The organism is Flavobacterium sp. PL02 (assembly GCF_035013205.1).
Lineage (GTDB): Bacteria > Bacteroidota > Bacteroidia > Flavobacteriales > Flavobacteriaceae > Flavobacterium.
In genome coordinates this window covers 1-26,958 of sequence record NZ_JAYGJP010000008.1, presented here as the reverse complement: position 1 = coordinate 26,958, position 26,958 = coordinate 1, and the positions used below count along the sequence as shown (strand labels likewise).

Below are 26,958 nucleotides of genomic sequence, written 5' to 3'. Positions count from 1 at the left end.
TGGCACCACTAAAAGAAATTATAAAACGCAAACCATGGTTAGGATGGGTAATGTTTGGCATTACCATGTTAGTTGTGTTTATGCTTGGCTTATTAGTTAATAGCGTAATGGAACGTCGTACAGAAGCTTTATTTGTTAATAAAGTTTTAGCTCCTGTCGGTGAATTTGAATCAAGAAATGAAGTTTGGGGAGCAAATTATCCTCGTGAGTTCCAAACTTATTACCAAACTGCCGATACCAGTTTTACAAGTATGTACGGTGGCGGAAAAATGAGAGATATGCTACATGAAGATCCACGTATGGTAGTTCTTTGGGCAGGTTATGCTTTCGCGAAAGATTACAATCAAGGTCGAGGACATTTTTATGCCATAGAAGACATCAACAATTCCTTAAGAACAGGAGCGCCTAAAGGACCTCAAGACGGACCTCAACCATCTAGTTGTTGGGTATGTAAATCTCCAGATGTACCCCGTATGATGGATAAACTAGGTATAGATGAGTTTTACAAACAAACATGGGCATCTTTAGGGCCAGAAATTGTAAATCCTATAGGATGTGCCGATTGTCACGATTCTAAAACAATGAATCTAAAAATCACACGTCCTGCATTAATCGAAGCCTTTAAAGAGCAAGGAAAAGATATTACCAAAGCAACACATAATGAGATGCGCTCATTAGTTTGTGCACAATGTCACGTAGAATATTATTTTGATAAAAAATCTGTAGAAGGCGCGGTTAAAGTAAAATTCCCATGGAAAAACGGTATGACTGTAGAGGATATGGAGAAATATTATGATGATATCGATTTTACAGACTTTGTCCATGCATTAAGTAAAGCACCAATTCTTAAAGCACAGCATCCAGATTATGAAATTCATCAAATGGGAATCCACGGACAAAGAGGTGTTTCTTGCGCAGATTGTCATATGCCATATAAAAGCGAAGGAGGTCAAAAATTTACCGATCATAAAATACAATCTCCACTTAATAACGTAGCAAATTCTTGTCAGGTTTGTCACCGAGAAGAAGAAGAAACATTGGTTGCAAACGTAAACGAGCGTCAACAAAAAATTCATCAAATACGTATTGAACTAGAAGACCAATTGGTAAAAGCACATCTAGAAGCAAAACTAGCTTGGGATAAAGGAGCAACAGAAGCTCAGATGAAAGGCATCCTGAAATTAATTCGTCAATCACAATGGCGTTGGGACTTTACAGCAGCTTCTCACGGAGGGTCATTTCATGCACCATTAGAAACTGCAAGAGTTATTACAAATGGGTTAAACAAAGCTGCCGAAGCAAGGATTGAATTAAGTAAAGTATTGGCTTTATTAGGACAAACTACACCTATGCAATATCCTGATATTTCTACCAAAGAAAAAGCGCAGAAATTCATAGGTCTTGATATGGACAAAGAGAAAGCCAATAAAACCGAATTCAAAAAAACAGTTTTACCTAAATGGCTAGATGAAGCTAAGAAAAAACAACTGCTATATTCTAACCCAGCCAAATGACAACCAATAAGTATAAAGAGGGTTTGTATAAGTTATTATCAACCTTACAACCCTCTTTAATTAAAAGTTCCAAATTAAGAAAAGAATGAGATTAGTTAATTTTGAAAAACATAAAATTCCAAAAAGAAAGCTCTGGCAATATCCTTGGGATTATAAAGAATCTTTTATAATCGCTGCCGGATTATTACTAACGGGTTATTTATTACAAATAACAACCAGAACTAGTATTAAAGCCATTGGAGCACCTATAAATTATATCATCGGTGGTTTATTTATTGGCATGTTACTTTTGCTACATTTTACCAGCAGGACACATCCTTGGGTAAAATGGCTAAGATCAGTTCCAGCATCTGTTAGTGCAATTACTTTGGTTTTAATACAAGCCGTTATCATGGGAACGCTTCCTCAACAAAATTTTGTCGAAGGAGTAAAACCTGATTTATTCGGATTCTCATTTGTATTAACAAGTTGGCCATTTATTATCGCACAATTGTATTTTCTTATTACACTTGGTCTCGCAACCCTTAATAGAATGACTCCTTGGCAATGGAAAAACTGGGGTTTTATATTAAACCATTTGGGACTTTTTATAGCAATGACAGCAGGAATTTTAGGCAGCGGAGATTTACAACGCTACACAATGAAATTATATGAGAACCAACTTGTGTGGGGAGCCGAAAACGAAAAAGGTGTTATGATCCCCATGCCTATTGCATTTGAACTTACAAGCTTTGATATGAAAACCTTTGCCCCAAAACTTGCATTTGCTAATATTACAAACAATAGTATTGAAACAAAAGGAGTAAACGCGCTTAGAATGATTAATAAAGGAGATAGCTATGACTATAAAGGCTATAAAATTAAAATCATTAATTATATAGAAAATAGCAAGTTTACTGGTAATGGTTATTTTCAGGTAAATGAAGAAGGAGCAACACCAGCTGCATTAGTCGAAGTAAAATCGGCTACAATAGATACTACTGCATGGATTAGCTGCGGAAGTTTTGCAACCGAATATTCCTATTTACAATTAAACGATAAAGAAGCAATCGTAATGTTACAGCCTGAAGCAAAAAAATACAGTTCGCATGTAAATGTTTTTGTTAAAGACGAGAAAAATGATAAAACAGTAATCGAAGTCAATAAACCTTATAAAGTAAACGGATGGAAAGTGTATCAATTAAGTTATGATGAAAAATTCGGAAAATGGTCCAAATTAAGCGTCATAGAATTGGTTCGTGATCCTTGGTTACCTATTGTTTACTCTGGGATTTTCATGATGATAATTGGAGCAGTCTATTTAATATTTAAAGGAAGAGGAACCGTAGTTTAAGCAATTATATGCTTAAATGAATGTTTGGAATTGTATATAAATAAAGATTTTTTAAATGAATTATTGGATCTATTTTTCTCACTACGCCCTTGTGGCGATTATTTGTTGGTTAGTCTGCATGCTTTTACAAGTTGTAAAAAGCACACGTAATAAAACAGTACCTATACTGCTTTTTGCAACATTAGGTGGTTTGGCAATGGTACTATTTACCTATAACTTATGGCAACACTTGGGGCGACCACCTATGCGCACACTTGGCGAAACAAGACTTTGGTATGCAGTATTCTTACCCATTATAGGCGTAATAACCTATACCCGATGGAAATACAAATGGCTCTTAAATTATAGTTTGGTTATGGCAACTGTATTTTTAACCATCAACTATCTTAATCCAGATACCTACAACAAAGCCCTAATGCCAGCCTTACAAAGCATTTGGTTTGTTCCCCATGTATTGGTTTACATTTTTTCTTATGCCTTACTTGCAGCATCATCCATTGTAGCATGTTATGGATTATACGAATATTACAGAGGCACTTATAAAGATGCTATACTCCAACTTGCAAACAATCTAGTATATGTAGGTTTTGGATTCCTTTCCTTAGGATTATTGTTTGGTGCTTTATGGGCAAAAGAAGCTTGGGGACATTACTGGACATGGGATCCCAAAGAAACCTGGGCAATGCTTACCTGGTTGGGATACTTAATTTATATACACATTCGTTATCGTTACCCAGATAGTATTAAACCCGTTTTAATAACCCTGGCATTAGCATTTGTTGTATTATTACTTTGCTGGTTCGGCGTAAACTATATGCCCTCAGCAGCACAAAGTGTCCACACCTACTCCAACACATAAATAAAAAAAGAGCAGCAACTATATTTTAGTTGCTGCTCTTTTTTACTTTTATAAAGTACCTATCATCTAAATCTATTCCGAACGATGATATCCTTGAGTTTCGCTTTTAAATCTTCGCCCGTATCATAAACCATTTGCTCGTTATTAGGAAATGGCACAGCACGTTTATTAAAATAGCCAATATAACTATCCTCACAAGCATTTCTATCCCCTCTGTAAGTTGCATAAGTATAATCAAAAATAAACTCGCTCGTTATAGGAAACGATTGTATTAACTGATTTCCTTTTAAATCAATATAATCAACCTTTGCAGTTACCTGACAAGATTTAAATTGTCTGAACTCATATATGTTTGCTCGAAGCGTTCTATAATTATCCACTTTTATTTCGCGACCTAAGCTATCCTTAACTGGTCTTCCTCTGCCATCCAAAAGAGTTCTTACACCATCTTTAATCTCTCTTTCCTTAATAAACTCCTTTTCTTTAATCTGCTCTGGCGAAATAAATATCTCTCTAAAATTCAGTACTAGACTATAATCATAAATAACATTTTTCTGTCTGGCGCTATGGTAAACAGTCCATTTATCGTTTAAACCATACGTGCTAAAATCTAGCAAATCATTTTGAAGCTGTTTTGGGATAACCATATTCGTTTCGTTTTTAGCATAAACATCAACAAAATCAGTTCCTTTAAACAAAGCCTCATCCATAAGCTTTTTAGTATTCTTATATCCGGGATTTATACTTTCCAAATAAGCAAAATCATCATACGCTTTTCTAAAATCCAGTTTGTTTTTAGATTTTAAAAGTACCGAAGCATTTTCATATAAGTATTTTGACAACGCATTTTTACTACTTACAATTTGTTCCGAATAATTATCAAACGGGAAATAAGCATTTTTTCCTTGCTTCATTAATTGTAATGGCAACAAAGGTCTTATTTTCTCCTGACGATTATTTAATTGAATGTAGGTGTTATAAACACGCTCTATATTAGCAGGATTAGCTTCCTTAGCCATCATATCAAGATTGCGTAAATCTCTTTCTTTTGCTTTAGCAAAAGCCTCTTCCAGCAAATAAACATAATCTTGTTTCCCCTTAGAATCCTTTTTATTCCTTAATCCCTCAACAGCACGATTTATTGCTCCATCATAATCACCATCACTTAACAACGATTGAGTAGTTTTTACACCACAAGAAAACGCCAAAATCGATATTGAAAAAAGTATTATAATCTTTTTCATTCCTTAATTTTTTAAAGTGCAAATATATCTGTTTTAGATCAATTCAGATAAATAGGATCATGATTTAAAATTTAAGAAGCAAAAACTTTCATTTTCATAACAACCTAACTTCCCGCTGTACGCTAAATCTTTTTCTTGAGATCCTTCCTCCGTCAGGATGGCAAGAAAAAGGATACCGCTCCTATCGGGGCTAAATTAGAGGTGCTTTTTTTCAATTTAGCAACCTTGCAGTAATTTGACTTTCAGTATTTAATTAAAAAGCTATTTTATTTTGGCCAATATAAAACATTAAATTTATGTCCATCTGGATCAGAAAAACCAAAGAAATATCCTTTTCCATAATCTTGTGGTTCGGCGAAAATTCTTCCTCCTGCTTTTTTAACGTTCTTTAGCCATTGATCTACTTCATCTTTACTTTCGGCAGAAAGTGAAAATATAATTTCATTTCCAAGTTTTAAATCAGTCATTTCAGCATCAACAGCCCACTTAAATCTATCTTTTATAAAAAAATGAATTATAAAATTATCGTCTCCAAAAGTAAAACTTGTTAGTTCTTCAGATACACCGTGACCGTTTCGTTTAAAGCCTAGATCGCTATAAAATTTGGTTGTTCTTACTAAATCTTCTACTCCCAAATTAGCCCATATTTTTTTAGTTTCCATAAGATTCATTTTAAAAATTAGAGTTTAATTCCGATTATTAAATAATTAATCGCACACTAAATTTATGACTTTTTAAATTAAAAAAATAGAGATGCACAATTGCGCACCTCTACGGATTCAGATTAGATATAAGATAATGTTTGTTTTACAAAACAATGTATTGCAGAGATGCATCGAAGTACATCTAACATATAGTTCTATTTTAATTGCCTTCTACTTTTTATTTGATACACAATTTCCCAAAACAATATAGATAAAAAGGCGTAAACCATTAATGCCGTTTTAATCCCATGAGGGTCATATTTTGAAAACAGACGTAAATCACCAAACTTCAATGCTAGATATAAGGCCAAAGATGCAATTACAGCAGAGCATATTATATTTAGTAAAGGAGTCCATTTTAATACCCTAAAAGAGAAAATTAAATTGATAAGAAGAAAACCACAGCCTAAAGTTATAAATCTATGATCTTTTAATTTTTCGCCCAGTGTCAGTAAAAATGAAGTTGAAAAACTATAGGTAAAGAATAATAAGGAATAAATCAGAATGCGTATTTGTAATTTCATTTTTTGTTATTTTTTTAATTTGCCGAAATTACAAATTAAAAATGAAGCTTAGATTAGGTTAACCTTGATAATTCATGTTATAAATCTATGTTCCCAATCTTGCTAACGCGAGCCATAAGTCACCTAAATGATATGATAAACAAACGGGAAATAGATTATGGACACGAGCGGGACGCTCGCGCCAGAGGAGAGCTAATCTCTTTCAGCAATAGATAAGTTTCCATTTGTACTCAAGATTATTACTTTTTTATTTTTAGGATTTATAATAATATTTGATTCATCGTCGTACAAAAATGAAATCCAATATTTGCAAATTATACCCCATTTAGATTCTATTCCAGAGTACTTATTCCAAAAAAACATAACCTCATCATCTTCCTCCCAATCAATTAATGGCTTAACATTTTCATTGAAAGCTTCAGTATTAGTTTCGTTCCAGTCATTTTGCCAATTGTATTCTTTTTTAATCTCATTTTTTATTTTCCATTGGTCAGGATTATTTATGAGCATAAGATGTTTTTGACTTTCTGAAATATATTTATTCCAAAGTTGGGAACAATAATTATTTGTGAAGGCTTGTATTTCTGGTTTATCAGAATCACTTAAAGTCGGATAACAATATTCATTTTCAAAATAATAGAATTTTTCTAGAGAATCATATTTCTTATCTAGACTAGCTTTTTGTTCGTCTTCAATTTGTTTTTCCCAAGATTCAATAGCCAAATCGACATCATTAAATTTATCAATTAATTCTTTCGCAGCACTTAAACCTATATTTAGTTTTAATTTAACTAGATTTATTTTTTCTAAGTTTTTCATGTTCACCTCTTAGTAATTGCAGATCCTTACTATCTGATTAATTCATCTTGACATAAACGAATTCATAATCTTTATCAAACATTGTACTTTTAACTTTAATGTATTCACATTGTGTTTGTAATATTTTTGTCGTCAAAAAATCTCCTACTTTAGCATAATAATTAGGTATTTTAACTTCTAGAATTGTGGTTTTATATTCACACTCATTTAAAAACTCCATTTTCGATTTAACATATTGACCATTTTCAATGTATTCAGTTTGTATTCCGTCCTTAACAATCATATAATATTCTTTTGGACTATAACCTATGCTTGCAAATTTTCCGTTCTTCAATTCTTCACAATTTGGCTCTTTATCTGGATCAAGAAATATATTTTCTTGCGCAATTAAAACATTACTAAATAGAAAAAATAGAATTATTATGTTTTTCATTATGATGAGGTTTTATTATTATTGTCACTACGAAGTCGTGAGACTTCGCAGAGCAGGGACTTCGTCCAGTACTTTTTTTTATTCTTATAATGAATCTAAATTTATTCCAGCAGATTCAATTATGATTTCTTTAAATTGAGCCGAATCAGAAATTCCAATTCCACCTTCAGCCTTAATTTCGACATTATTAATTGTAATTATTTTGTAATTAAAATTATCAGAATTTGAAATCCCTATTTCTTCTGTTTGCTTTTGAATAGTTTTTTTAAATTTTTTATAATTATCGTTACAAATTAATTTACCACTAATTACTCCCATACTTCTGTCAATAATTTCAAAAGTAGCTTTTCCAATTAGTTCATTTTCTATGTAAATTCTACATTCCATTTATTTTAGCATTTTTTCAAACAAGATTATCAAAATCATTATCCCGATAACAATTCCTGCTACTTTAAAATAAAGTGCTGTAGCTTTTCTTCCATCTCGATAATCAGAAACCATTATCGTTTCTGTATGAGCTATAATTTTATTTTCTTTAAATATTATATCAACTTTTACTCGATTATTTTCATTTATAAAATACCTTATACCACTCCCTAAGTTTAGTTGATTCTCTATGTCGCAATAGTATTTGATATTTTTCTTTTCTAATTCACTTTCAAACACAATTTTATCTTTAAACAAAACATAGATCTTAAAATGATTTTCGAATAATATTTCAGCGTTCTCCATACTCATTTTTAGTTTTTGTTATACTTCAACGAAGTTGAGAGTCTTCTCCTAGAGAGCCCTTATAGCAAGTATTAACAGTTTTTTTCTACGCTAAACCTGCAATATTTAATTCTGAATATTGTTTTTTTGTCAAGTTTATTTTTACTGAAATATTACATTCTCCACCATCATTCATTTCAATTAAGCTGTATTTGAAACCTGACTTATCATATTCGTTTTTACAATAACAACTTACCCAAACTTCTTTTTCATTATTGATATTTGTTACAATTACGCATTGTTTTACATATTCATTTTTGTTTTTGAGTTTAGATTTGTTTTCAGTAAAACATTTACTCAAAATTTTATCTATTTCTTCAAGTTCTTTTTGATTAATATCATAAGACTTATATTCTGATTTTTCACTTTCTGGCTTGTATGTGAAAATCGCATAATCTTCAAAATTTGTAAAATCTATTTTACTTTTAGTATTTAAAGAGTTCTTTTTTATTTCAATTCTAAAAGAACTTTTGTCGCTTATGAATTCAATAAAGTTATTTTTTATTACAGCTTTCTCACTGTTTGTATATTCAAATTCAAATGGCTTAAAATATAAAGTATCGTTTTTTACTTCACAAAAACCCTTGAACTTTTCTATTTTTTCATAATTTGGGCTTTTTACAATTGAAGTAAAATTATAAGTACTATCTGAATATAATTCAAATATTAGGCTTCCACCTAAATCATAATTATTCTCTGCCAAAACCTGTTCAATTTTTGAGTCTTTTAAAGTTTCTTTTTTACATTGAGTAAATAAACTTAAAATTACAAATGTTAGAATTAATTGTTTTTTCATTTTTTTTCGTTTCCCAAAATATATACTAACAAGACTTTAATACCCCCTATCTAGAATGGTTTTGTATCATAAATTGATTTTTACACGAAGCTAAAATATTCTTTTTTTTCTTACAAAAAATTAAATAAACACTTTATTTATTGAGTCTTCTAAGTCCTCAAGTGAGAGCCTATTTCTATCGTTTTTTCTCATGAAAACAATTGTGTATTAGCCATAAAGGTAACATCCTTTTACAAAATGAAACGAAGAAAAGAATATAGCCCCTTTTTCATTGGTAGACGCTCAAATTATTAAATATTTAAGTTCAATATCCCTAACAAGTAAATTAAATTAACATAAAACAAAAAAATCCCATTTCAGAAGAAATAGGATTAAGCAAGGATTAAATACAGAATTACTATTAACTGTAATATTTTCTATATTCAATTATATTTAAATCAATCGTATCCGTTTTTCGCTTTTTGTAAGTTTTAAAAGGAATAAATCCAAGTTTTTCAGGTATTTTTCGGCTAGCGATATTTTCTTCGTCTACAGGATATAAAATGTATTCAACCTTAAAATTTTGTTCAATAAACTCAATTATTTTGGTAATTATCTCCGTACCAAAACCTTGACCTTGAGATTCTTTTTTTAACCACAAACCAACCTCTATCGATTCTGGATTTATATTATGAATTCCACAGCAACCCGTAAATTTTTCATCAATATCAAGAACAACAAATACTATATCTGTTTTTTCTAATAAGCCTTTTTTAGAATTAAGAACAAAATCAATAATCTCATTTTTATTTGCTTTAGGATTAAAAGGCATAAACTTAGTTACCTCACTAGTAAAGCTTTCATAAATATCATCGATATATTTTTCTTCAATTGGTTTTAAGATCAATCGTTTTGTTTTGATAAAAATATTTGTGTTTAACTTCAAATTAAAATGATTTATGTTTTTTTTTTATAAACTTAGGGCTTGAGTATTATCATAGCAATTTACTCTTGCTGAATCCATTCGTATTTTCCATCTTTTAAATAAATTACTCCGCCACCGCAACTTTCTTCGGCGTGAATAAATATTCCGTCATTCAATAATTTTATTTTATCAGCTTCATTAACTTCTTCGTCAGCCATTATTTCGCCTTCGTTATTTACATTATTCCAATACAATTCATTTTTGGGAGCTTTTTCAAATATTCCAGCCCAATCAATCTCATCAAAACCTTGTTCTAGAATATTATTTCCCATTCCTAAATAGTCGGTTCTTTTTCCATTTCCGAATATGATTCTTAAACCGCTTTTCTCATTTTTGGTACTTCTTACAATTTCAACCGTTTCATTCAATCCATCTCCATCTAAATCGCAAGAAATCTTATTTACTTTATGCTTTTTAGAAACTACAATTGTATCAGAATTGTTGGTTTCTACTTCTTTAGTTTTTTGTATTGTATCAATTTTTAAACTTTCAACTTTATCGTTTTGTTCTTTTTCTTCTTTTTTACAAGAGATAAAAATGAGCGCTACAATTATTAAAATTCTAATTTTCATATTCCTAATTTTCTGTTTTTTCTTGTTATCTAGTATTTAGCTTTATACGCAACGAAGTCGGGATTTCTCTTCAGCCGATATTATTATTCAAAAACTTGTTTAATTTCATTCCACTTATATACCTTCTCCCTGAAGTTTAGATGCTTTGCATAATTTTTATTAAAATAATCCGGATCACTCATATTGTTATCTTTAAAAGACACACTTATATTTTTCCCTTTACGAGGTAGCTCTATTGTAAATTGAGTACTTGACAAATCCTCTTTAACCGATTGACTAGTATTTTTTTTAGTGAATTCAGTAACAAGATTATTTATAAAAACTTCAAAATTTGAAGTGTAACTTTTTAAATAACCATTTCTTGCTTCGGTCAAGTTTTCGTCTTTGTATTCAAAAAATTTAAAATTATGTTGATGAAACCCTCCATTACTTCCCAAAATACTAGAAACGGCAATCAGCTTTTTATTTTTCACATTCCAATATGCTATTTCGTAAATCCCATATCCTGACTGTCCTTCTGTATAACTTTGTTCCAACCGCAAATACCCATTTTTAATATCATACTCTACTGTGTATAGCATATCATATTTTTCTAGTCTTTTATTTTTAATCAAATTTTTTCTTTCAACATAACTTAGACTATCTACGTATTGTGATGGAATAGAATAAAAGAAATCTATAATATTTTGAGCACATAAATTTTGAATAGATAAGAATAAGATACTCAAATAAAATACTTTTTTCATTGGTGGTAATTATTAATAAATTATGTTTTAATACTTATACTCCTTGTTACACATTTAATTTGAATTATCGATACTAGCATATTCTTTTAATAATTCTTCACTTTTAGTATCTCCGTGATCTATAAAATATTTTAATATACCGTTAATTAATTCTCGAGATCCTAAATCAATGATTCCGTACTTTTCTTGTAAATCATATTCCTCCATAAATTGATTGTAGGTAACAATTCCTTTTTTCTCAAAATCTAATGTAATCCAAAATAAAAACACAGCTTCATTATCGTAGGCTGGATAATTAAAAGTGTAGAGCTCTGCAACGTCGCTAATATCAATGTTAGAATTATTGTCTAAAATTTTTCTAAACACCTCATTACTCTTACTACCCTGATATGATTTAGAATCTACTTTATGATTATCTAAAGCTTCTTTAATTTGTATGTCATTCAAATTAAAAATAGGGTTTGAATGGGTTCGTAAATGAATAACATAATTTAATATTTCTTCATCAGTCATTTTTGCGTTAATGTGATCACTGATTGTTTTTAATAAAACATTATTCGAAGGGGAAGTAAATCCTAAGATATCCTTTTTACTTAAACTTGCTAAATGAGTATCTTCAATATAATTTCTACCTCGATGAGACATACAAACAGGATCACATAATTCTGTTGCATTGTGTTTCGTTAGGATTCGCTCAAAATAGATTATCGCTAAATATTTTACACAATTTACATTCCCTAATTTCGCTCCTGTTTTAAAATGATTTATAGGATGTCCATCAGCAATACTAAAATAGCCATACGATTCCATTAACCCTGCAGTGTAAAAACTTTCAGGTATTTTTAAATCATTTTTACCCTCGATAAAACTGACTAACTTATCGTTTACATCTATAAAATCTGAATCTTTAAGTGCATTGTAATTAGCGTAAATTTCCATTGCAGCTTCTACTCTATTATTTAAAGTATCAATGGATTGTTTCGATGCATTTTGATTTAAAAAATCAGTTAGAAAAGCTATATATTTTTTCCTCGCAGCAATTTCGTCTTCACTACTATGATCTATTGAATCATCACTTTGTGATGCTATGGTATCTGATGTAGGATTCTTGTGTATTTTTGGGATATTACTCTCTTTGGTTTTGCAATTAAAAAATAGCAAGAATAACAAACAAAATACGTGTGAATATTTTTTGCTACTGTGATAAAAATTATTGAATTCAAATTTCATTTTTTTGGTTTTGGTTTAGGTTTTAATAATTATAATGATGAATATTTTAAATCTCTACTTATCCTTTCCATCTGGAATAAACAGTTATTCCATTTTTGTCCCAATCTATTTTTAAAGTGTCTTTTGTTACATTCTGAATGATTCCAATACTTATAAAATCATTATAATATACTTTAATTGAATCTTCATTTATTAGGTATGGCATGTCTCCATCTCCATCATAATCTACAACATAAAAAGATTTTTTACTTAAATCAAAATCAGCATGTGGGCCTTCAGGATCATTAGTCCAAATTCCAAAAAGTAATTTTGTATCAAATTTAGATTTGATTATTCTACTCTCTTTAGGTACTCCTATATTTTGTTTATCTTCAATATCTGCATTCTCGTCAGAAACCGCATTATTAATTGTACTACTCTCTTCTTGTGAAACCACATTCCCTGTATTGTTTTTTTCAATATTTTCACTCTTCTTACAAGAAACCAGAATTAGAATACTAATAAATAATAAATATTTTTTCATTGTTCTTTTCTATTGAGTTTTATATAATTAGTCCTAATATATTTAGTCTTGCAAGCGCTGGACTTGTCTTGCGAAAATATTAAAATAATACTTACAAATCTTTAATTATTTTAAATTTTTCTTATGAAAAAAGGACTGCGTGAAGGATAGAGGCGATATCCTTTTGTGAAGAGAAACGGAACAAAAGATAAAGCCGAAAGCCTGACCCGGAGGGACACGCCCAAAATATTAAATTTCAATTCTAAGCTTTGTGGTTACTTTACGTGAACTTCTCCCGAAGCTTCGGGATCGCTTAGCCTGACAATTAGAATAACAATATTGAGTAAAAAAAATCCCATTCACCTTTCGGGAATGGGATCTTTTAAATTGACATTCTTTTTTTTTATTTTAAACTGTTGCAGCAACTTCTTGTGGCAACGCGATTTGATTTCTTAATAAATCTTCGAATGTTTCATGAGCACGAATTAAATGTCCTTCGCCTTTGATCCATAAAACTTCGGCTGGTTTGTATCTTGAATTATAATTAGAAGACATTGAAAAACAATATGCTCCTGCATTTCTAAAACTCAAAATATCACCTTCTTTAATTTCCGAAATTCTTCGGTTATTAGCAAATGTATCTGTCTCACAGATATATCCAACTACCGAATAGAAACGCTCTTTTCCTTTAGGATTAGAAATATTTTCGATATGATGTTGTGAACCATATAACATTGGACGAATCAAGTGGTTAAAACCACTATCGATTCCTGCAAATACAGTAGATGTCGTTTGTTTTACAACATTTACTTTCGCCAGGAAGAAACCTGCTTCACTTACCAGGAATTTACCTGGTTCGAAAATCAAGGTTAAATCTTTTCCGTATTCTGTACAAAACGAATTGAATCTTTTTGATAATTTTTTACCTAATTCTTCAATATCAGTTTCGATATCATCTTTTTTGTATGGTACTTTAAATCCACTTCCGAAATCCAGGAATTCTAAGTTTTTGAAGTTTTTAGCAGCGTCGAATAAAATTTCGGCAGCATATAAAAACACTTCAATATCCAGAATATCTGATCCTGTATGCATATGAATACCTACGATATGCATTTTGGTATTCTCTACAATACGCACTAAATGCGGCAATTGATGAATAGAAATTCCAAATTTACTATCGATATGTCCTACAGATATATTAGTATTTCCTCCTGCCATTACGTGCGGATTGATACGAATACAAACTGGTGTATTAGGATATTTGGTTCCGAATTGCTCCAGAATAGATAGGTTGTCGATGTTTATTTGTACACCCATTGCAGCAACTTCTTCAATTTCTTCAAGAGAAACTCCGTTTGGTGTATAAAATATTCTTTCAGGCTCATATCCAGCGTGAAGTCCTAGTAATACTTCCTGAATAGATACTGTGTCTAACCCAGACCCCATATCCTTTAACAACTGAAGTATTGCAACATTGGACAAAGCCTTCATGGCATAGTTAATTCTAAGATTCTCTACTTTAGAGAACGCTTTAGTTAACCTGTTGTATTGTGATTGGATTTTTTCAGCATCATACACATATAATGGACTTCCAAATTGGTCTGCTAATTGCAGTAAATCTTTTGATTGCATTGTTAAACTATTTTTGACAAATTTATTACTCTTTTATATACCCACCAATAAAATGTAAAATAATAACAAATTATAACAATTTGTTTAAAATCAAACATTTTGTGCGCTATTTTAAATTTATATAAAATGCTGTTTAGGTACTAAGCTGCTAAGGATCTAAGATACTAAGTTTTTTGCCACAGAGTGTTTAATGCATAATATTTTTTTGCCGCAAATGACTCGAATTTTCACTAATTTTTATTTTTGGAATTTTACTAAGCACGAGTTTAATAAGCCTCATTTGTGAAATTGGTTCCCCTATTTGCTATTATTCGGATCGTAGCAAACCAACAAAACCTTTTAATCAGAGAAATTCGCAGCAAAAAAAGCTGCTAAGATTCTAAGCTACTAAGGTGATCAAGTAAAAAACTTAGAATCTTAGTAGCTTAGTGCCTTAGCAGCTTAGCAAAAGTGTGTTGTTTGTTGGTTTATAGACTTGGTAAGTCTCCGCTTCCTTTTGTTGGTAAATTTGTAGATCCCATTAAATATAAATCTACTTCTCTCGCAGCCTCACGACCTTCGGAGATTGCCCAAACGATTAAGGATTGTCCTCTACGCATATCTCCAGCTGTAAAGATATGTGGAACATTTGTTTGATAATTTGTCGCTTTGTAATTGCTTCTCATATCCAACTGTAATCCTAATTGATCGCTTAATGTTTTTTCTGGTCCTGTAAATCCAAGTGCCAATAATGCTAAATCACATGGCCATATTTTCTCTGAACCTTCTTTTTCTATAAGTTCTGGTCGTTGTCCAGGAGTCATTTTCCAAGCAACTTCTACCGTTTTTAAACCTACTAATTCTCCTTTTTCGTTTGCTAGAAACTCTTTGGTATTAATTAACCAGTTTCTGTCACAACCTTCTTCATGTGAAGAAGATGTTTTAAGTTGCAACGGCCAGAACGGCCAAGGTGTTGTTTCGCTTCTTCCAACTGGTGGTTTTGGCAAAATTTCAAAATTTGTAACCGATTTTGCTCCATGTCTATTTGAAGTTCCGATACAATCTGATCCTGTATCTCCTCCTCCTATAACAATTACATCCTTGCCAGTTGCTTTTACTTGGTTAGGAATTTCTTCGCCAAATAAAACTTTTGTTTGCTGTGTTAAGAAATCCATTGCCTGAACAACTCCTTTGCTTTCGATTCCTTTAGTTGGCAAGCTTCTTCTTTCTGTAGCTCCACCACATAAAACAATCGAATCGAATGCATTTAATTCTTCAATACTATAATTAACTCCAACATTTACATTGGTTTTAAAAACAATTCCTTCGGCTTCTAATATTACTACACGTCTGTCGATAATTCCTTTTTCTAATTTAAAATTAGGAATTCCATAACGCAATAATCCACCAATTGCATTATCTCTTTCAAAAACTGTAACGGTATGACCAGCTCTGTTTAATTGTTGTGCTGCTGCTAAACCTGCAGGACCAGAACCAATAACCGCAACTGTTTTTCCAGTTCTCTTTTTTGGAGGTTGTGGTTTAATCCAACCTTCTGCAAAACCTCTTTCGATAATATTTTTCTCGATATTCTCAATCGCAACTGGTTCTTTGATAATTCCTAATACACATGATTTCTCACAAGGTGCAGGACATAAACGACCTGTAAATTCAGGAAAGTTATTTGTTGATTGCAAAATTTTTAATGCACTCTCCCACTCTTCCTGATGTACCATATCGTTAAAATCTGGAATTAAATTCCCTAACGGACATGCACTGTGGCAAAACGGAATGCCACAATCCATACATCTTGAACCTTGTTCTTTAATCTTATCTTTTTCTAAGGTTATCGTAAACTCATTATAGTTTGATACACGTTCCTTAACAGCAATATTACTTTCGTCTGCTCTATTATATTCTTTAAATCCACCTATCTTACCCATGACATTTTAATTAAATTCCAATTTTTAAAATTCCAAATCCTTCTCCCAAGGTCTCAGGACGATGAGAAAGACATTGCCATTGAAATTGATTTTTGAAATTGATGTTTTATTAAGCTATTAGTTCTTCAATTTGCTTTTCTTCTGCTATTCTTTGTAATGCCTTTTTATAATCTGTTGGCATTACTTTGATGAAATGTTCCTGTTCGTTTTCCCAGTCTGCCAAAAGTCTTTTTGCCAATGGGCTATTTGTGTACAACGAATGGTTTTTTATCAAACGTCTTAACTTGATAAAATCATCCTCTTCCATAGGATCGAATGCAACCATTTCCATGTTACATAAAGTAGAATCGAATTTTTTATTCTTGTCGTAAACGTAAGCAACACCACCACTCATACCCGCAGCAAAATTTCTTCCGGTTTTACCCAAAATAACAACAGTTCCTCCGGTCATGTATTCGCAACCGTGATCTCCAATTCCTTCTACAACTGCTGTTGCTCCAGAATTTCTCACACAAAAACGTTCTCCGGCCATACCATTAATGTATGCTTCACCAGTAATAGCTCCGTAAAGAGCAACGTTACCAATAATAATATTCTCCTCAGGTTTGAAAGTAGCAGTAGGTGGAACTTTAATAATTAGTTTTCCTCCAGAAAGTCCTTTTCCTAAATAATCATTACAGTTTCCGTGAATTTTAAATGACAATCCATTTGTAGCAAAAGCTCCAAAACTTTGTCCAGCTGAACCTTCAAAATCAACTAATATAGTATCTTCAGGTAATCCTTGAGCACCATATATTTTTGAAATTTCATTACTTAAAATTGCACCAACTGAACGGTCTGTATTCTTAATTTTAAAAGTAACTCTTGTTTTTTCTTTTCTATAAATAGAAGGAATAGCTTCTTTTATAATTGCAAAATCCAATACGTTTTCTAATGCGTGATCTTGTGTAGTCGTATTGTGATTTGGAACTGTTTTTGCTTTCTCTGGTTTGTAAAGTATCGAAGACAAATCCAACCCATTAGCTTTATAATGTTTGATAGCTTTGTTCACATTTAATTTTTGTGATTGCCCCACCATTTCTTTTAAAGTTCTGAATCCTAATTGTGCCATGATTTCTCTTAACTCCTCGGCAATAAAATACATGAAGTTGATTACATGCTCTGGCGTTCCTTTGAAATTTTTTCTTAATTCAGGATCCTGTGTAGCAATACCAACTGGACATGTATTTAAGTGACAAGCTCTCATCATGATACAACCAGAAGCTACAAGTGGTGCTGTCGCAAAACCAAATTCTTCTGCTCCTAATAAAGCTGCAATAGCTACATCACGACCTGTTTTTAATTGACCATCACACTCTAATACTACACGACTTCTTAAATCATTTAAGATTAAAGTTTGTTGTGCTTCCGCCAAACCAAGTTCCCAAGGAATACCTGTATGCTGTAAAGATGTTAATGGTGCAGCACCAGTTCCTCCATCGTAACCAGAAATCAAGATCACATCGGCTTTTGCTTTTGCAACACCAGCAGCGATTGTTCCAACTCCAACTTCTGAAACTAATTTTACGTTTACACGTGCTTCACGATTAGCATTTTTTAAATCAAAAATTAATTGAGATAAATCTTCGATAGAATAAATATCGTGGTGAGGTGGTGGAGAAATAAGTCCTACATAAGGCGTTGAATTTCTAGTTTCTGCAATCCAAGGCACTACTTTTTCACCTGGTAATTGCCCTCCTTCTCCAGGTTTTGCACCTTGAGCCATTTTTATTTGAATCTCTTTAGCATTAGTCAGGTAATTGATAGATACACCAAATCTTCCTGAAGCAACTTGCTTGATAGCACTATTTCTAGAATCTCCGTTAATTTCTTTCTGGAAACGTTTAGGATCTTCTCCTCCTTCTCCCGAATTACTTTTTCCGCCAATTCTATTCATTGCAATTGCTAAATTCTCATGTGCTTCTCTACTAATAGATCCATAAGACATTGCTCCTGTTTTGAATTTTTTCACAATTTCTGTCCAAGGTTCTACTTCATCAATAGAAATTGGATCTAAATTATTAAATTCAAACATTCCTCTAATTGTCATAAGGTTTGAGCTTTGCTCATTGACCATATTAGAGTATTCTTTGTAACTTTCAGGACTGTTTAAACGAACTGCCTGCTGTAATTTTGCAATTGTAGTTGGATTGAACATGTGTTTTTCACCTGATCTTCTCCATCTGTAAATACCTCCAATTTCTAATGGCAATAAATTGGCAATTTTAGAATTTGGAAATGCTTTTTGGTATCTTTTCTTAACTTCTTTTTCAATCTCCATCAAACCAATTCCTTCAATTCGGGACGGTGTGTATGGAAAATATTTAGTTGAGAATGTCTTATTCAAACCTAAGATTTCAAAAATTTGTGCAGCTCTATACGAGTGTAATGTAGAGATACCTATTTTATTCATAATCTTAAGAATACCTTTTGCAATAGCTTTATTATAATTAGCAATTGCATAATCGGCTTTTATTCCAGTAATAAAACCTTGCTCAACTTGATTATGAATAATTTCATTTACCATATAAGGATTAATAGCACTAGCGCCATAACCAAATAATAATGCAAAATGATGTGGCTCACGAGGTTCTGCCGATTCGATTATAATTCCGAATTTAGAACGAACTTGTAAAATATTCAATGAATGATGAATATAAGAACAGGCCAATAACATAGGTATTGGTGCCAATTCTTTACTTACTCCTCTATCAGAAAGAATGATGATATTGTGTCCTTCATTTACAGCTTTGAAAGTTGCCTGAACACATTTTTCTAAAGCACGCTCTAAACCATTTACTCCTTTTTCTATTTTATATAAAGTAGAAATAGTAGCAGTTTTAAAATCAGCATGATCTATGTTCTTAATTTTATCTAAATCTTCTTTAGAGATAACAGGATTCTGGATTTTTAATTTTTTGCATTGTTTTGATTCAATTTCAAAAATATTAAAATCGCCTCCTACCGCTAAACTGATATCTGTGATAATCTCTTCACGAATACCATCTAAAGGTGGATTGGTTACCTGTGCAAATAATTGCTTGAAGTAATTATACAGTAACTGTGGTTGCTCAGACAAAACTGCCAATGGTGTATCATTACCCATAGAGCTAATCGCTTCTGCTCCACTAGACCCCATAGGGTTAATTATTGTTTTTAAATCTTCGATTGTATAACCAAATAATCGTTGTCTCGTTTCGAAATCAATACTCTCGATAGGTGTTGGATTATTAGTATAAGGTACCTTTGCTAATGGCAATAAATTTTCATTAAGCCATTTTTTATATGGTCGTTTTGTTACGATAGCATTTTTAATCTCGTCATCCTCAATAATACGACCTTCATTCATATCTACCAAGAACATTTTACCTGGCTCTAAACGACCGTGTTGTATTACATCTTCTGGGTTAACATCAAGGACACCAATCTCTGATGACATGATTACAAAACCACTTTTGGTTAAAGTATAACGAGAAGGACGCAATCCATTTCTGTCAAGCAACGCACCAATTACATTTCCATCGGTAAATGGAATCGAAGCTGGTCCATCCCAAGGCTCCATAATACAAGCATTATACTCGTAAAATGCTTTTTTATCTTCAGACATTGTTTGGTGTTTCTCCCAAGCTTCTGGTACAACCATCATCATTGCTTCAGGCAGTGATCTTCCTGTCATTAACAGTAGTTCTACCACCATATCCATAGAAGCTGAATCTGATTTTCCTTCTAAGATAATAGGAAACAATCTTTTAATATCATCTCCAAAAATATCGCTTTGCATCAATTCTTCACGGGCTCTCATTCTGCTAATGTTTCCGCGAAGTGTATTGATTTCACCATTGTGACACATATATCTAAAAGGCTGCGCCAACTCCCAAGATGGGAATGTATTCGTAGAAAAACGTTGGTGTACTAGAGCCAAACGTGTAACTAAGTCAGTATCTTTTAAATCGGTATAATATCCGCTGATATCTTCTGGCATCAACAAACCTTTATATATAATAGTTGTTGTAGATAAACTAGAAAAATAAAACATATGACTCTCAGAAGTCTTAGAATTTCTGACAGCATGTTCTGCTATTTTGCGAGCTGCAAACAACTTAGCGTTAAATTGTTGTTCTGTTAGTTCTTGCCCATTTTTACTAACAAAAACCTGCTTAACGGTCGGTTCTTTTTCTGCTGCAATTTCTCCTAGACTATTTACATCAACCGGGACGTCTCTCCAGCCTAAAATAGCTAAGTTTTGCTCTTTTATGGTTGTTTCAAATGCATTAATACAAAATGCTACTTGATTTTTACTTTTAGGTAAAAAAACCATTCCTACTCCATACTCTCGTGTTTCAGGGATTTCAAATTCACAAACTTTCTTAAAAAAATCATGTGGGATATCAAATAAAATTCCAGCACCGTCTCCAGTTCTTCCATCAGAACTAACTGCACCACGATGTTCCAATTTTATTAAGATATCCAATGCTTTATGAATGATGTCATTAGACTTAATACCATTCAAATTACAAATAAATCCTGCACCACAATTGTCGTGTTCAAATTCGGGCAGATATAGCCCTTGTTCTTTAACTTTCATTCTTGATATTTTTTTTACAAAAATAAAGATTCCGTTAAACATACTGTATCAAATAAAGCGTATCGCTTACATTTTTATACTAATAATAGAAAAACAATCCTAAATTATCAATAATATTATTTAACCCACCCCGAATTGACAAAATCATAATTCGAATTTCATTTTTATTGACAAAATCCTTATTTCACGCCAAAAACAGCAACGTTTTATGTTAAATCTCAAACGATATAGTGTCTTTGAATTAACATTCATTACACAATTATTTAACTCAAATTTTTAATTAATTTTAAAGAAATCACAATCCAAAATAAGTCTTGCTTTTTATTCCAAAAAGATTTCTTTTTAAAGTTCATTTTTGCTATTTTTGTGCCACTTTTATTCTGAAATTAATTCAGAACCAGACAAATTCTATATTATGAACATACACGAATATCAAGGAAAAGAAATTTTAGCTAGTTACGGAGTACGCATCCAACGCGGAATTGTAGCTAATAATGCGGTTGAAGCTGTAGCTGCTGCAAAACAATTAACTGCTGAGACTGGTACAGGATGGCACGTTATTAAAGCACAAATTCACGCAGGTGGACGTGGAAAAGGTGGTGGAGTTAAGTTAGCTAAAAACTTGCAACAAGTTGAAGAAATAGCTGAACAAATCATCGGAATGCAATTGATTACACCTCAAACTTCTGCTGAAGGTAAAAAAGTAAATAAGATTTTAGTTGCTGAAGATGTTTACTATCCTGGTGAAAGCGAAACTTCTGAATTTTACGTTTCTGTTTTATTGAATAGAGGTACAGGTCGTAACATGATCATGTATTCTACTGAAGGTGGTATGGACATCGAAGAAGTTGCTGAACACACACCTCATTTAATCTTTACAGAAGAAGTTGATCCATCTGTAGGATTACAAGGTTTTCAAGCAAGAAGAATTGCCTTTAACTTAGGTCTTTCTGGAAATGCTTTTAAAGAAATGGTAAAATTCATTGACTCATTATACAATGCTTACATTGGTTCTGATGCTTCTATGTTTGAAATTAATCCAGTTTTAAAAACATCGGATAATAAAATCATGGCTGTAGATGCTAAAGTAAATATCGATGATAATGCTTTATACAGACAAAAGAAATATGCTGAAATGCGTGATATTCGTGAGGAGAACCCAATCGAAGTTGAAGCAAAAGAAGTAGGATTAAACTATGTAGATCTTGACGGTACTGTAGGATGTATGGTAAATGGAGCTGGATTAGCAATGGCTACTATGGACTTAATTAAGTATGCTGGTTTCGAACCTGCAAACTTCCTTGACGTAGGTGGTACTGCTGACGCTAAACGTGTTGAAACAGCTTTCCGTATCATTTTAAAAGATCCTAACGTAAAAGCTATCTTGATTAACATCTTTGGAGGAATCGTTCGTTGTGACCGTGTTGCTCAAGGAGTTGTAGATGCTTACAAAAACATGGGAGATGCTATTAAAGTGCCAATCATTGTTCGTTTACAAGGTACAAATGCAGCTATTGCAAAAGAACTAATTGACAATTCTGGAATGCCGATTTTATCTGCAGTAGAATTTCAAGAAGCTGCTGACCAAGTTAAAGCTGCACTTTCTTAATCAAATAAGAAATCAATCTATATATAAAAATCCTTCCGATCATCGGAGGGATTTTTTGTTTTACAAAACCACATGTATTATAGAAATGTATTGCTGTACGCATACGTTGCGTAAAATCCAAGCTGGTTTTTATTTACCCGCTATGCACGGTAAGATTTTATTCTAGCTTAATGATTAAAACACAAAGTTCGCAAAGCGATATGGATAAAGCTTTGCGAACTTTGCGTTTATTGTAAAATCCTTACTATGCAAAAACCTTAGTGTGTTTTGCAGCTAAGTTAGCTATTTCAGAACAGTTGATAATTCCACAAGTTCAAATGTTGGATCATTTACAATAAACTGCCTGAACATTGCAGCATGACCACTTCCTACTAAAACCATTATTTTATCATCTTTGCTTTCAGTTAGCTTTTGGATTAAAGAATACATATACAAGTTTCGTTTATACCAATTCGCAACTAAAGAAGCTCCTGTAAAATCATCTGGATTTCCTGTTCTATTTGCTACTTCTAAGTACCATTGTAAATTATCTTCATCAGCTTCTTTTTCATTACTGTATAACATAAGTTCGGTTAAAGTACTTTTTGAGATTCTTTCGTTTTGATCATTCTCAAATTTCTTCATCAATTCCGCAGTCCTTTCCTTTAAATTCTTTTGATTAGCTTTATCCATGCTTATCATTAAACTGTCATAAGAAAAGCGGTTACGATAATCGATTCCATATAATTTTTTATGATTTAGTTTTTTAGCAGTACGAAGCGCCAGTTGCGTAATTTCGTTTGCGTCTTTTTTGAAAAGACTATCTGTGTTTTTATTGTAAAACTTATCTAATTCGGCTTGTTTGGTAAATTTCCATTCAACAAAAATTTTATCCGGTCCAAATTTCTTGATTTTGTCACTAATAGTTTCAAGCTCTTTTTGACTTTTTTCAGACATAACATTAAACGTTTTTGTTTTAGCAATATCATTTCCTGGATTTGCAAAATGAAAAGTTCCAATTAACAAGATTTGTTTCTTTTTTGTTTGAGCAGAGGATAGGCTAAACGTAATAAGGACTAGTAATAAAATAATTTTTTGCATGATGATTTTGTGTTTAAATTCATTGCAAATGTATGAGCAGATTTGAAGCATTTTTTTCGGTTTTGATGAACACTAAGTTTCACTTGACCAACTGCCGATATTCTGCTTTCAAAATGTTCATATAATATTTTTCAAGGTTCGTCATTAAAAAACAATATTTCATATAAACATCATTTCCATTTAAAGTCATAATTGTATTTTTGAGCTCATAACTATCATTTATGAAACTCAAAATACCTTTTTACTACCATGTAATTCTTTTCTTAGGATTATTCCTAACCTACTGTCTTTGGGATTACGGAATTAATAATCGATTAGTAATGATAGAGCAGTCCAAACTTTATTTCTGGATGACATCGACTTTTATTCTTTCTGTTTTTGTGGTATATATTATCAATTTTTACACAGTCTGTGATTGGTTTTTAAATAAAACGAAAATTCATTTTTACTTTTTAAGCATTCCTTTTTCATTAACACTTTTCGCTGGTGTCAGATATTTTTTTCAGGAAGTAATTATGTTTCATATTATTGGAGTACACAACTATGCTATTGGCGATTTAGAATGGAAGTTTTACATTCGAGATAATTTCTTTTTTGGATTACCTGCTGTTATTTTTAGCGCTTTAAGCTATTCTTTTTGGCAATTTCAGAGTGCACAACAGCAAAATCAGGAATTACTTTTAGAAAACAAAAAAGCAGAATTTCAAATATTGAAAGCTCAGGTGAGTCCTCATTTTTTGTTTAACACATTGAATTCTTTTTACAGTCAGTTAATTTTAAAAGATGATGAAATGGCTTCGGATATTTTAGTACTTTCCGATTTACTTCGTTATGTTATTACAGAAATAGACAAAGATGAAGCCGTACTTTCAAAAGAAATTCAATTCATACAGAACTATATTCATCTACAGAAAAAGCGATTTGAAGATCAGCTGTATTTAGATTTTACCATTGAGGGAAATTATTCAAATGAAAGAATTCTTTCATCAGCCTTAATTCATTTTGTAGAGAATGTTTTTAAACACGGAAAATTCAATACTGAGCAAGAAAAAGCAACTATTACAATCAAAATAAAAGAAGATTTTTTAGAGATTTCAACTTTTAATCATACCGTTGAAGGTGAGAATTATTCTTCAACAGGAATAGGCTTTGACAATCTAACCAAAAGACTAGAATACATGTATAAAGGTAAATTTATACTTAAAAAAACCGAAGAAAATAATATCTTTAAAACCTACTTAAAAATACCACTAAAAAAATAATTTATGGCTTTTAAATGTATTATTGTTGATGATGAACCACCAGCAACACGTATTATAGAAAATTATATTAGTAAAGTTCATTTTCTTGAAAAAACTGGCGTTTTTAATGATTCCCTAAAAGCATTAGAGTTTTTAAACACACAAACTGTCGATGTTATTTTTTTAGATATTCAAATGCCCCAATTGACAGGTTTACAAATTTCTAAAATTATTTCAAAAGATATAAAAGTTATTTTCACAACAGCTTATCCTGATTTTGCTTTAGAAGGATTCGAATTGAACGCAGTTGATTATTTATTAAAACCAATTTCATTTGAACGTTTTTATCAAGCAGTTTCAAAGCTGAATACTGAATCAAAAAGCCTTGTTTCTAATCATAACAATACACCCGATTTTCTATTCATCAAAACTGATGGGAAAAATAAATTTCAGAAGATTTTCCTAAACGATATTTTATACATAGAAAGCCTTCAAAATTATGTTTGCATTCACACAACTAAACAACAAATTATCACGCATTCTTCTTTAAAAAATGTAATTGAATCCCTCCCGGCAAATAACTTCATTCAAATACATAAATCATATGTAGTCTCATTAAAACAAATTGAATCTACAGATAATTTTTCCGTTTTCATTAATACTAATGAATTACCAATAGGAGCAACTTTTAAAGATACTTTCTTTCAACAAATTGATAAGAATAAAATATAAGCAGTTACAATCAAATAAACTATAAGCTATTTCATATATTAATAGCTGCTATATTTCGCAAAGAACTACAAAAGCAACACCAAAGGCTGTCTTAAAATAGTTTGTCCTTACACTGAAAGAGTTTAAATCGACACAACTCCGAAGCACCTACAATTTTTTTTGAAAATACGACGGATAAAATAATAAGTTTTACTAAGCTGGCTAAATGGCACGAGAAAGAAAGTAAATCAAAATGAATCATTATCAAACGATATTGAACTATTTTGATATTAGAAATATAGAATTTCTTCCAATGCTAAAATAAAAGCTTTTAGAAAGCAATTTAGAAGTGTAAGAAATATAGATTTCTTCTTATTCAGATTATCTAATCTTTTTGCTTAACCCCTAACTTTTGCACCTGATCCCTATTTTCATCAGCAGTAACAACAAAACTTTCGTTTGAGTCCAAAAAAAAACTCCAATTAGCATTTGCTAATTGAAGTTTTAGTACTCAGAGCGGGACTTGAACCCGCACGAACATTGCTGTTCACTGGATTTTAAGTCCAGCGTGTCTACCAATTTCACCATCCGAGCATTATTGTGGTACCTCCAGGGATCGAACCAGGGACACATGGATTTTCAGTCCATTGCTCTACCATCTGAGCTAAGGTACCTATACTTGTTTATAAATATATAAACAAATTAAGAAAAAAACCTGTTTTGTTAAAAACAGGTTTTAAAAGAAAGGCGACGACATACTCTCCCACATAACTGCAGTACCATCTGCGCAGGCGGGCTTAACTACTCTGTTCGGGATGGGAAGAGGTGAGCCCCGCCGCAATAACCACCTTAAGGTTGTTAGTTGTTGGTTTTTGGTTGTCGGTTGATGGATTTCTCCAGCAACTATCAACTACTAACCATCAACTGCTCTGCGTCGAGCAAATATCTTAACACACTGAGATAAAGAAAAAAGTATTTTTTAGAAAGTTTCTCCCCCACGCCGAGGCGTGGGGAAAAGCGTACATAAGCTTACGGATTATTAGTACTACTCGACTATGACATTACTGCCTTTACATCTATAGCCTATCAACGTGGTCATCTCCCACGATCCTTAAAAGAAATCTCATC

23 protein-coding genes, 2 tRNA genes and 2 rRNA genes are annotated in these 26,958 nt (G+C 31.8%); 6 read left to right on the top strand and 21 right to left on the bottom strand.

The window, feature by feature from the left end; genetic code table 11:
* Nucleotides 1-20 precede the first annotated feature (20 nt).
* From nrfA to SHI72_RS18595, 3 genes are all read left to right on the top strand, one after another.
* Complete coding sequence (gene nrfA / locus SHI72_RS18605) at nucleotides 21-1,514, top strand: ammonia-forming cytochrome c nitrite reductase (RefSeq protein WP_323491099.1); 1,494 nt, start codon at nucleotides 21-23, stop codon at nucleotides 1,512-1,514.
* 85 nt (nucleotides 1,515-1,599) lie between these two features.
* A complete protein-coding gene (locus tag SHI72_RS18600) occupies nucleotides 1,600-2,847 on the top strand; it encodes a cytochrome c biogenesis protein ResB (RefSeq protein WP_323490998.1) in 1,248 nt (415 codons plus the stop codon).
* 55 nt (nucleotides 2,848-2,902) lie between these two features.
* Complete coding sequence (locus SHI72_RS18595) at nucleotides 2,903-3,706, top strand: cytochrome c biogenesis protein (protein WP_323490997.1); 804 nt, start codon at nucleotides 2,903-2,905, stop codon at nucleotides 3,704-3,706.
* A gap of 62 nt (nucleotides 3,707-3,768) precedes the next feature.
* Here the strand turns inward: SHI72_RS18595 and SHI72_RS18590 are convergent, their stop codons facing one another.
* The 16 genes from SHI72_RS18590 to gltB all read right to left on the bottom strand — a co-directional run bounded on the left by SHI72_RS18590 (nucleotide 3,769) and on the right by gltB (nucleotide 21,189).
* The gene (locus SHI72_RS18590) at nucleotides 3,769-4,950 is read right to left on the bottom strand and encodes a hypothetical protein (RefSeq protein ID WP_039115535.1); all 1,182 of its coding nucleotides are present in this window, start codon (nucleotides 4,948-4,950) and stop codon (nucleotides 3,769-3,771) included.
* Between the two features lie 266 nt (nucleotides 4,951-5,216).
* Nucleotides 5,217-5,612, bottom strand: coding sequence for a VOC family protein (locus tag SHI72_RS18585; RefSeq protein ID WP_323490996.1), 396 nt, complete (start codon nucleotides 5,610-5,612; stop codon nucleotides 5,217-5,219).
* A gap of 197 nt (nucleotides 5,613-5,809) precedes the next feature.
* Nucleotides 5,810-6,178, bottom strand: coding sequence for a hypothetical protein (locus SHI72_RS18580; protein ID WP_039115537.1), 369 nt, complete (start codon nucleotides 6,176-6,178; stop codon nucleotides 5,810-5,812).
* A gap of 192 nt (nucleotides 6,179-6,370) precedes the next feature.
* Nucleotides 6,371-6,997 (bottom strand): DUF2947 family protein, encoded by a 627-nt coding sequence (locus tag SHI72_RS18575; RefSeq protein ID WP_323490995.1) that lies wholly within the window; start codon nucleotides 6,995-6,997, stop codon nucleotides 6,371-6,373.
* Between the two features lie 37 nt (nucleotides 6,998-7,034).
* On the bottom strand, nucleotides 7,035-7,430 hold the full coding sequence (locus tag SHI72_RS18570; RefSeq protein ID WP_323490994.1) for a hypothetical protein: 396 nt from the start codon (nucleotides 7,428-7,430) through the stop codon (nucleotides 7,035-7,037).
* Nucleotides 7,431-7,514: 84 nt separating this feature from the next.
* Nucleotides 7,515-7,817, bottom strand: a complete 303-nt coding sequence (locus SHI72_RS18565) for a hypothetical protein (RefSeq protein ID WP_323490993.1) — start codon at nucleotides 7,815-7,817, stop codon at nucleotides 7,515-7,517.
* Nucleotides 7,818-8,162 carry a hypothetical protein gene (locus SHI72_RS18560; protein ID WP_323490992.1) on the bottom strand — a complete coding sequence of 115 codons (345 nt, stop codon included), beginning with the start codon at nucleotides 8,160-8,162 and terminating at the stop codon, nucleotides 7,818-7,820.
* 85 nt (nucleotides 8,163-8,247) lie between these two features.
* Nucleotides 8,248-8,997: a hypothetical protein gene (locus SHI72_RS18555; protein ID WP_323490991.1), complete on the bottom strand. Its 750-nt coding sequence runs from the start codon at nucleotides 8,995-8,997 to the stop codon at nucleotides 8,248-8,250.
* A 400-nt stretch (nucleotides 8,998-9,397) separates the two neighbouring features.
* Entirely contained in the window at nucleotides 9,398-9,922 is a 525-nt protein-coding gene (locus SHI72_RS18550; RefSeq protein ID WP_323490990.1) for a GNAT family N-acetyltransferase, read from the bottom strand.
* Between the two features lie 59 nt (nucleotides 9,923-9,981).
* A complete protein-coding gene (locus tag SHI72_RS18545) occupies nucleotides 9,982-10,533 on the bottom strand; it encodes a hypothetical protein (protein WP_323490989.1) in 552 nt (183 codons plus the stop codon).
* Nucleotides 10,534-10,616: 83 nt separating this feature from the next.
* Nucleotides 10,617-11,279, bottom strand: a complete 663-nt coding sequence (locus SHI72_RS18540) for a hypothetical protein (RefSeq protein ID WP_323490988.1) — start codon at nucleotides 11,277-11,279, stop codon at nucleotides 10,617-10,619.
* A gap of 54 nt (nucleotides 11,280-11,333) precedes the next feature.
* Nucleotides 11,334-12,509: a hypothetical protein gene (locus tag SHI72_RS18535; protein ID WP_323490987.1), complete on the bottom strand. Its 1,176-nt coding sequence runs from the start codon at nucleotides 12,507-12,509 to the stop codon at nucleotides 11,334-11,336.
* A 58-nt stretch (nucleotides 12,510-12,567) separates the two neighbouring features.
* On the bottom strand, nucleotides 12,568-13,032 hold the full coding sequence (locus SHI72_RS18530; protein WP_323490986.1) for a hypothetical protein: 465 nt from the start codon (nucleotides 13,030-13,032) through the stop codon (nucleotides 12,568-12,570).
* 387 nt (nucleotides 13,033-13,419) lie between these two features.
* Nucleotides 13,420-14,643, bottom strand: a complete 1,224-nt coding sequence (lysA, locus tag SHI72_RS18525) for a diaminopimelate decarboxylase (RefSeq protein WP_039117618.1) — start codon at nucleotides 14,641-14,643, stop codon at nucleotides 13,420-13,422.
* A 467-nt stretch (nucleotides 14,644-15,110) separates the two neighbouring features.
* The gene (locus SHI72_RS18520) at nucleotides 15,111-16,565 is read right to left on the bottom strand and encodes a glutamate synthase subunit beta (protein WP_039115557.1); all 1,455 of its coding nucleotides are present in this window, start codon (nucleotides 16,563-16,565) and stop codon (nucleotides 15,111-15,113) included.
* 109 nt (nucleotides 16,566-16,674) lie between these two features.
* Nucleotides 16,675-21,189, bottom strand: a complete 4,515-nt coding sequence (gene gltB, locus SHI72_RS18515; RefSeq protein WP_323490985.1) for a glutamate synthase large subunit — start codon at nucleotides 21,187-21,189, stop codon at nucleotides 16,675-16,677.
* Nucleotides 21,190-21,604: 415 nt separating this feature from the next.
* Between gltB and sucC the strand changes: the two genes are divergently transcribed.
* On the top strand, nucleotides 21,605-22,798 hold the full coding sequence (gene sucC, locus SHI72_RS18510) for an ADP-forming succinate--CoA ligase subunit beta (protein ID WP_035622256.1): 1,194 nt from the start codon (nucleotides 21,605-21,607) through the stop codon (nucleotides 22,796-22,798).
* A 282-nt stretch (nucleotides 22,799-23,080) separates the two neighbouring features.
* Here sucC and SHI72_RS18505 read toward each other — a convergent pair whose 3' ends face one another.
* Nucleotides 23,081-23,878 carry a DUF5694 domain-containing protein gene (locus SHI72_RS18505; protein WP_323490984.1) on the bottom strand — a complete coding sequence of 266 codons (798 nt, stop codon included), beginning with the start codon at nucleotides 23,876-23,878 and terminating at the stop codon, nucleotides 23,081-23,083.
* A 221-nt stretch (nucleotides 23,879-24,099) separates the two neighbouring features.
* Between SHI72_RS18505 and SHI72_RS18500 the strand changes: the two genes are divergently transcribed.
* Nucleotides 24,100-25,140 (top strand): histidine kinase, encoded by a 1,041-nt coding sequence (locus tag SHI72_RS18500; RefSeq protein ID WP_323490983.1) that lies wholly within the window; start codon nucleotides 24,100-24,102, stop codon nucleotides 25,138-25,140.
* A gap of 3 nt (nucleotides 25,141-25,143) precedes the next feature.
* Nucleotides 25,144-25,851 (top strand): LytR/AlgR family response regulator transcription factor, encoded by a 708-nt coding sequence (locus tag SHI72_RS18495; protein WP_039117622.1) that lies wholly within the window; start codon nucleotides 25,144-25,146, stop codon nucleotides 25,849-25,851.
* Between the two features lie 487 nt (nucleotides 25,852-26,338).
* On the opposite strand, the gene SHI72_RS18490 is transcribed toward SHI72_RS18495, so the two are convergent.
* The 4 genes from SHI72_RS18490 to SHI72_RS18475 form a co-directional block, all read right to left on the bottom strand.
* Nucleotides 26,339-26,424 (bottom strand) — tRNA-Leu (locus tag SHI72_RS18490).
* Nucleotides 26,425-26,431: 7 nt separating this feature from the next.
* Nucleotides 26,432-26,504, bottom strand: a tRNA-Phe gene (locus SHI72_RS18485).
* Nucleotides 26,505-26,572: 68 nt separating this feature from the next.
* Nucleotides 26,573-26,682 (bottom strand): 5S ribosomal RNA (gene rrf / locus SHI72_RS18480).
* A gap of 167 nt (nucleotides 26,683-26,849) precedes the next feature.
* A 23S ribosomal RNA gene (locus SHI72_RS18475) occupies nucleotides 26,850-26,958 on the bottom strand; the annotation flags it as partial.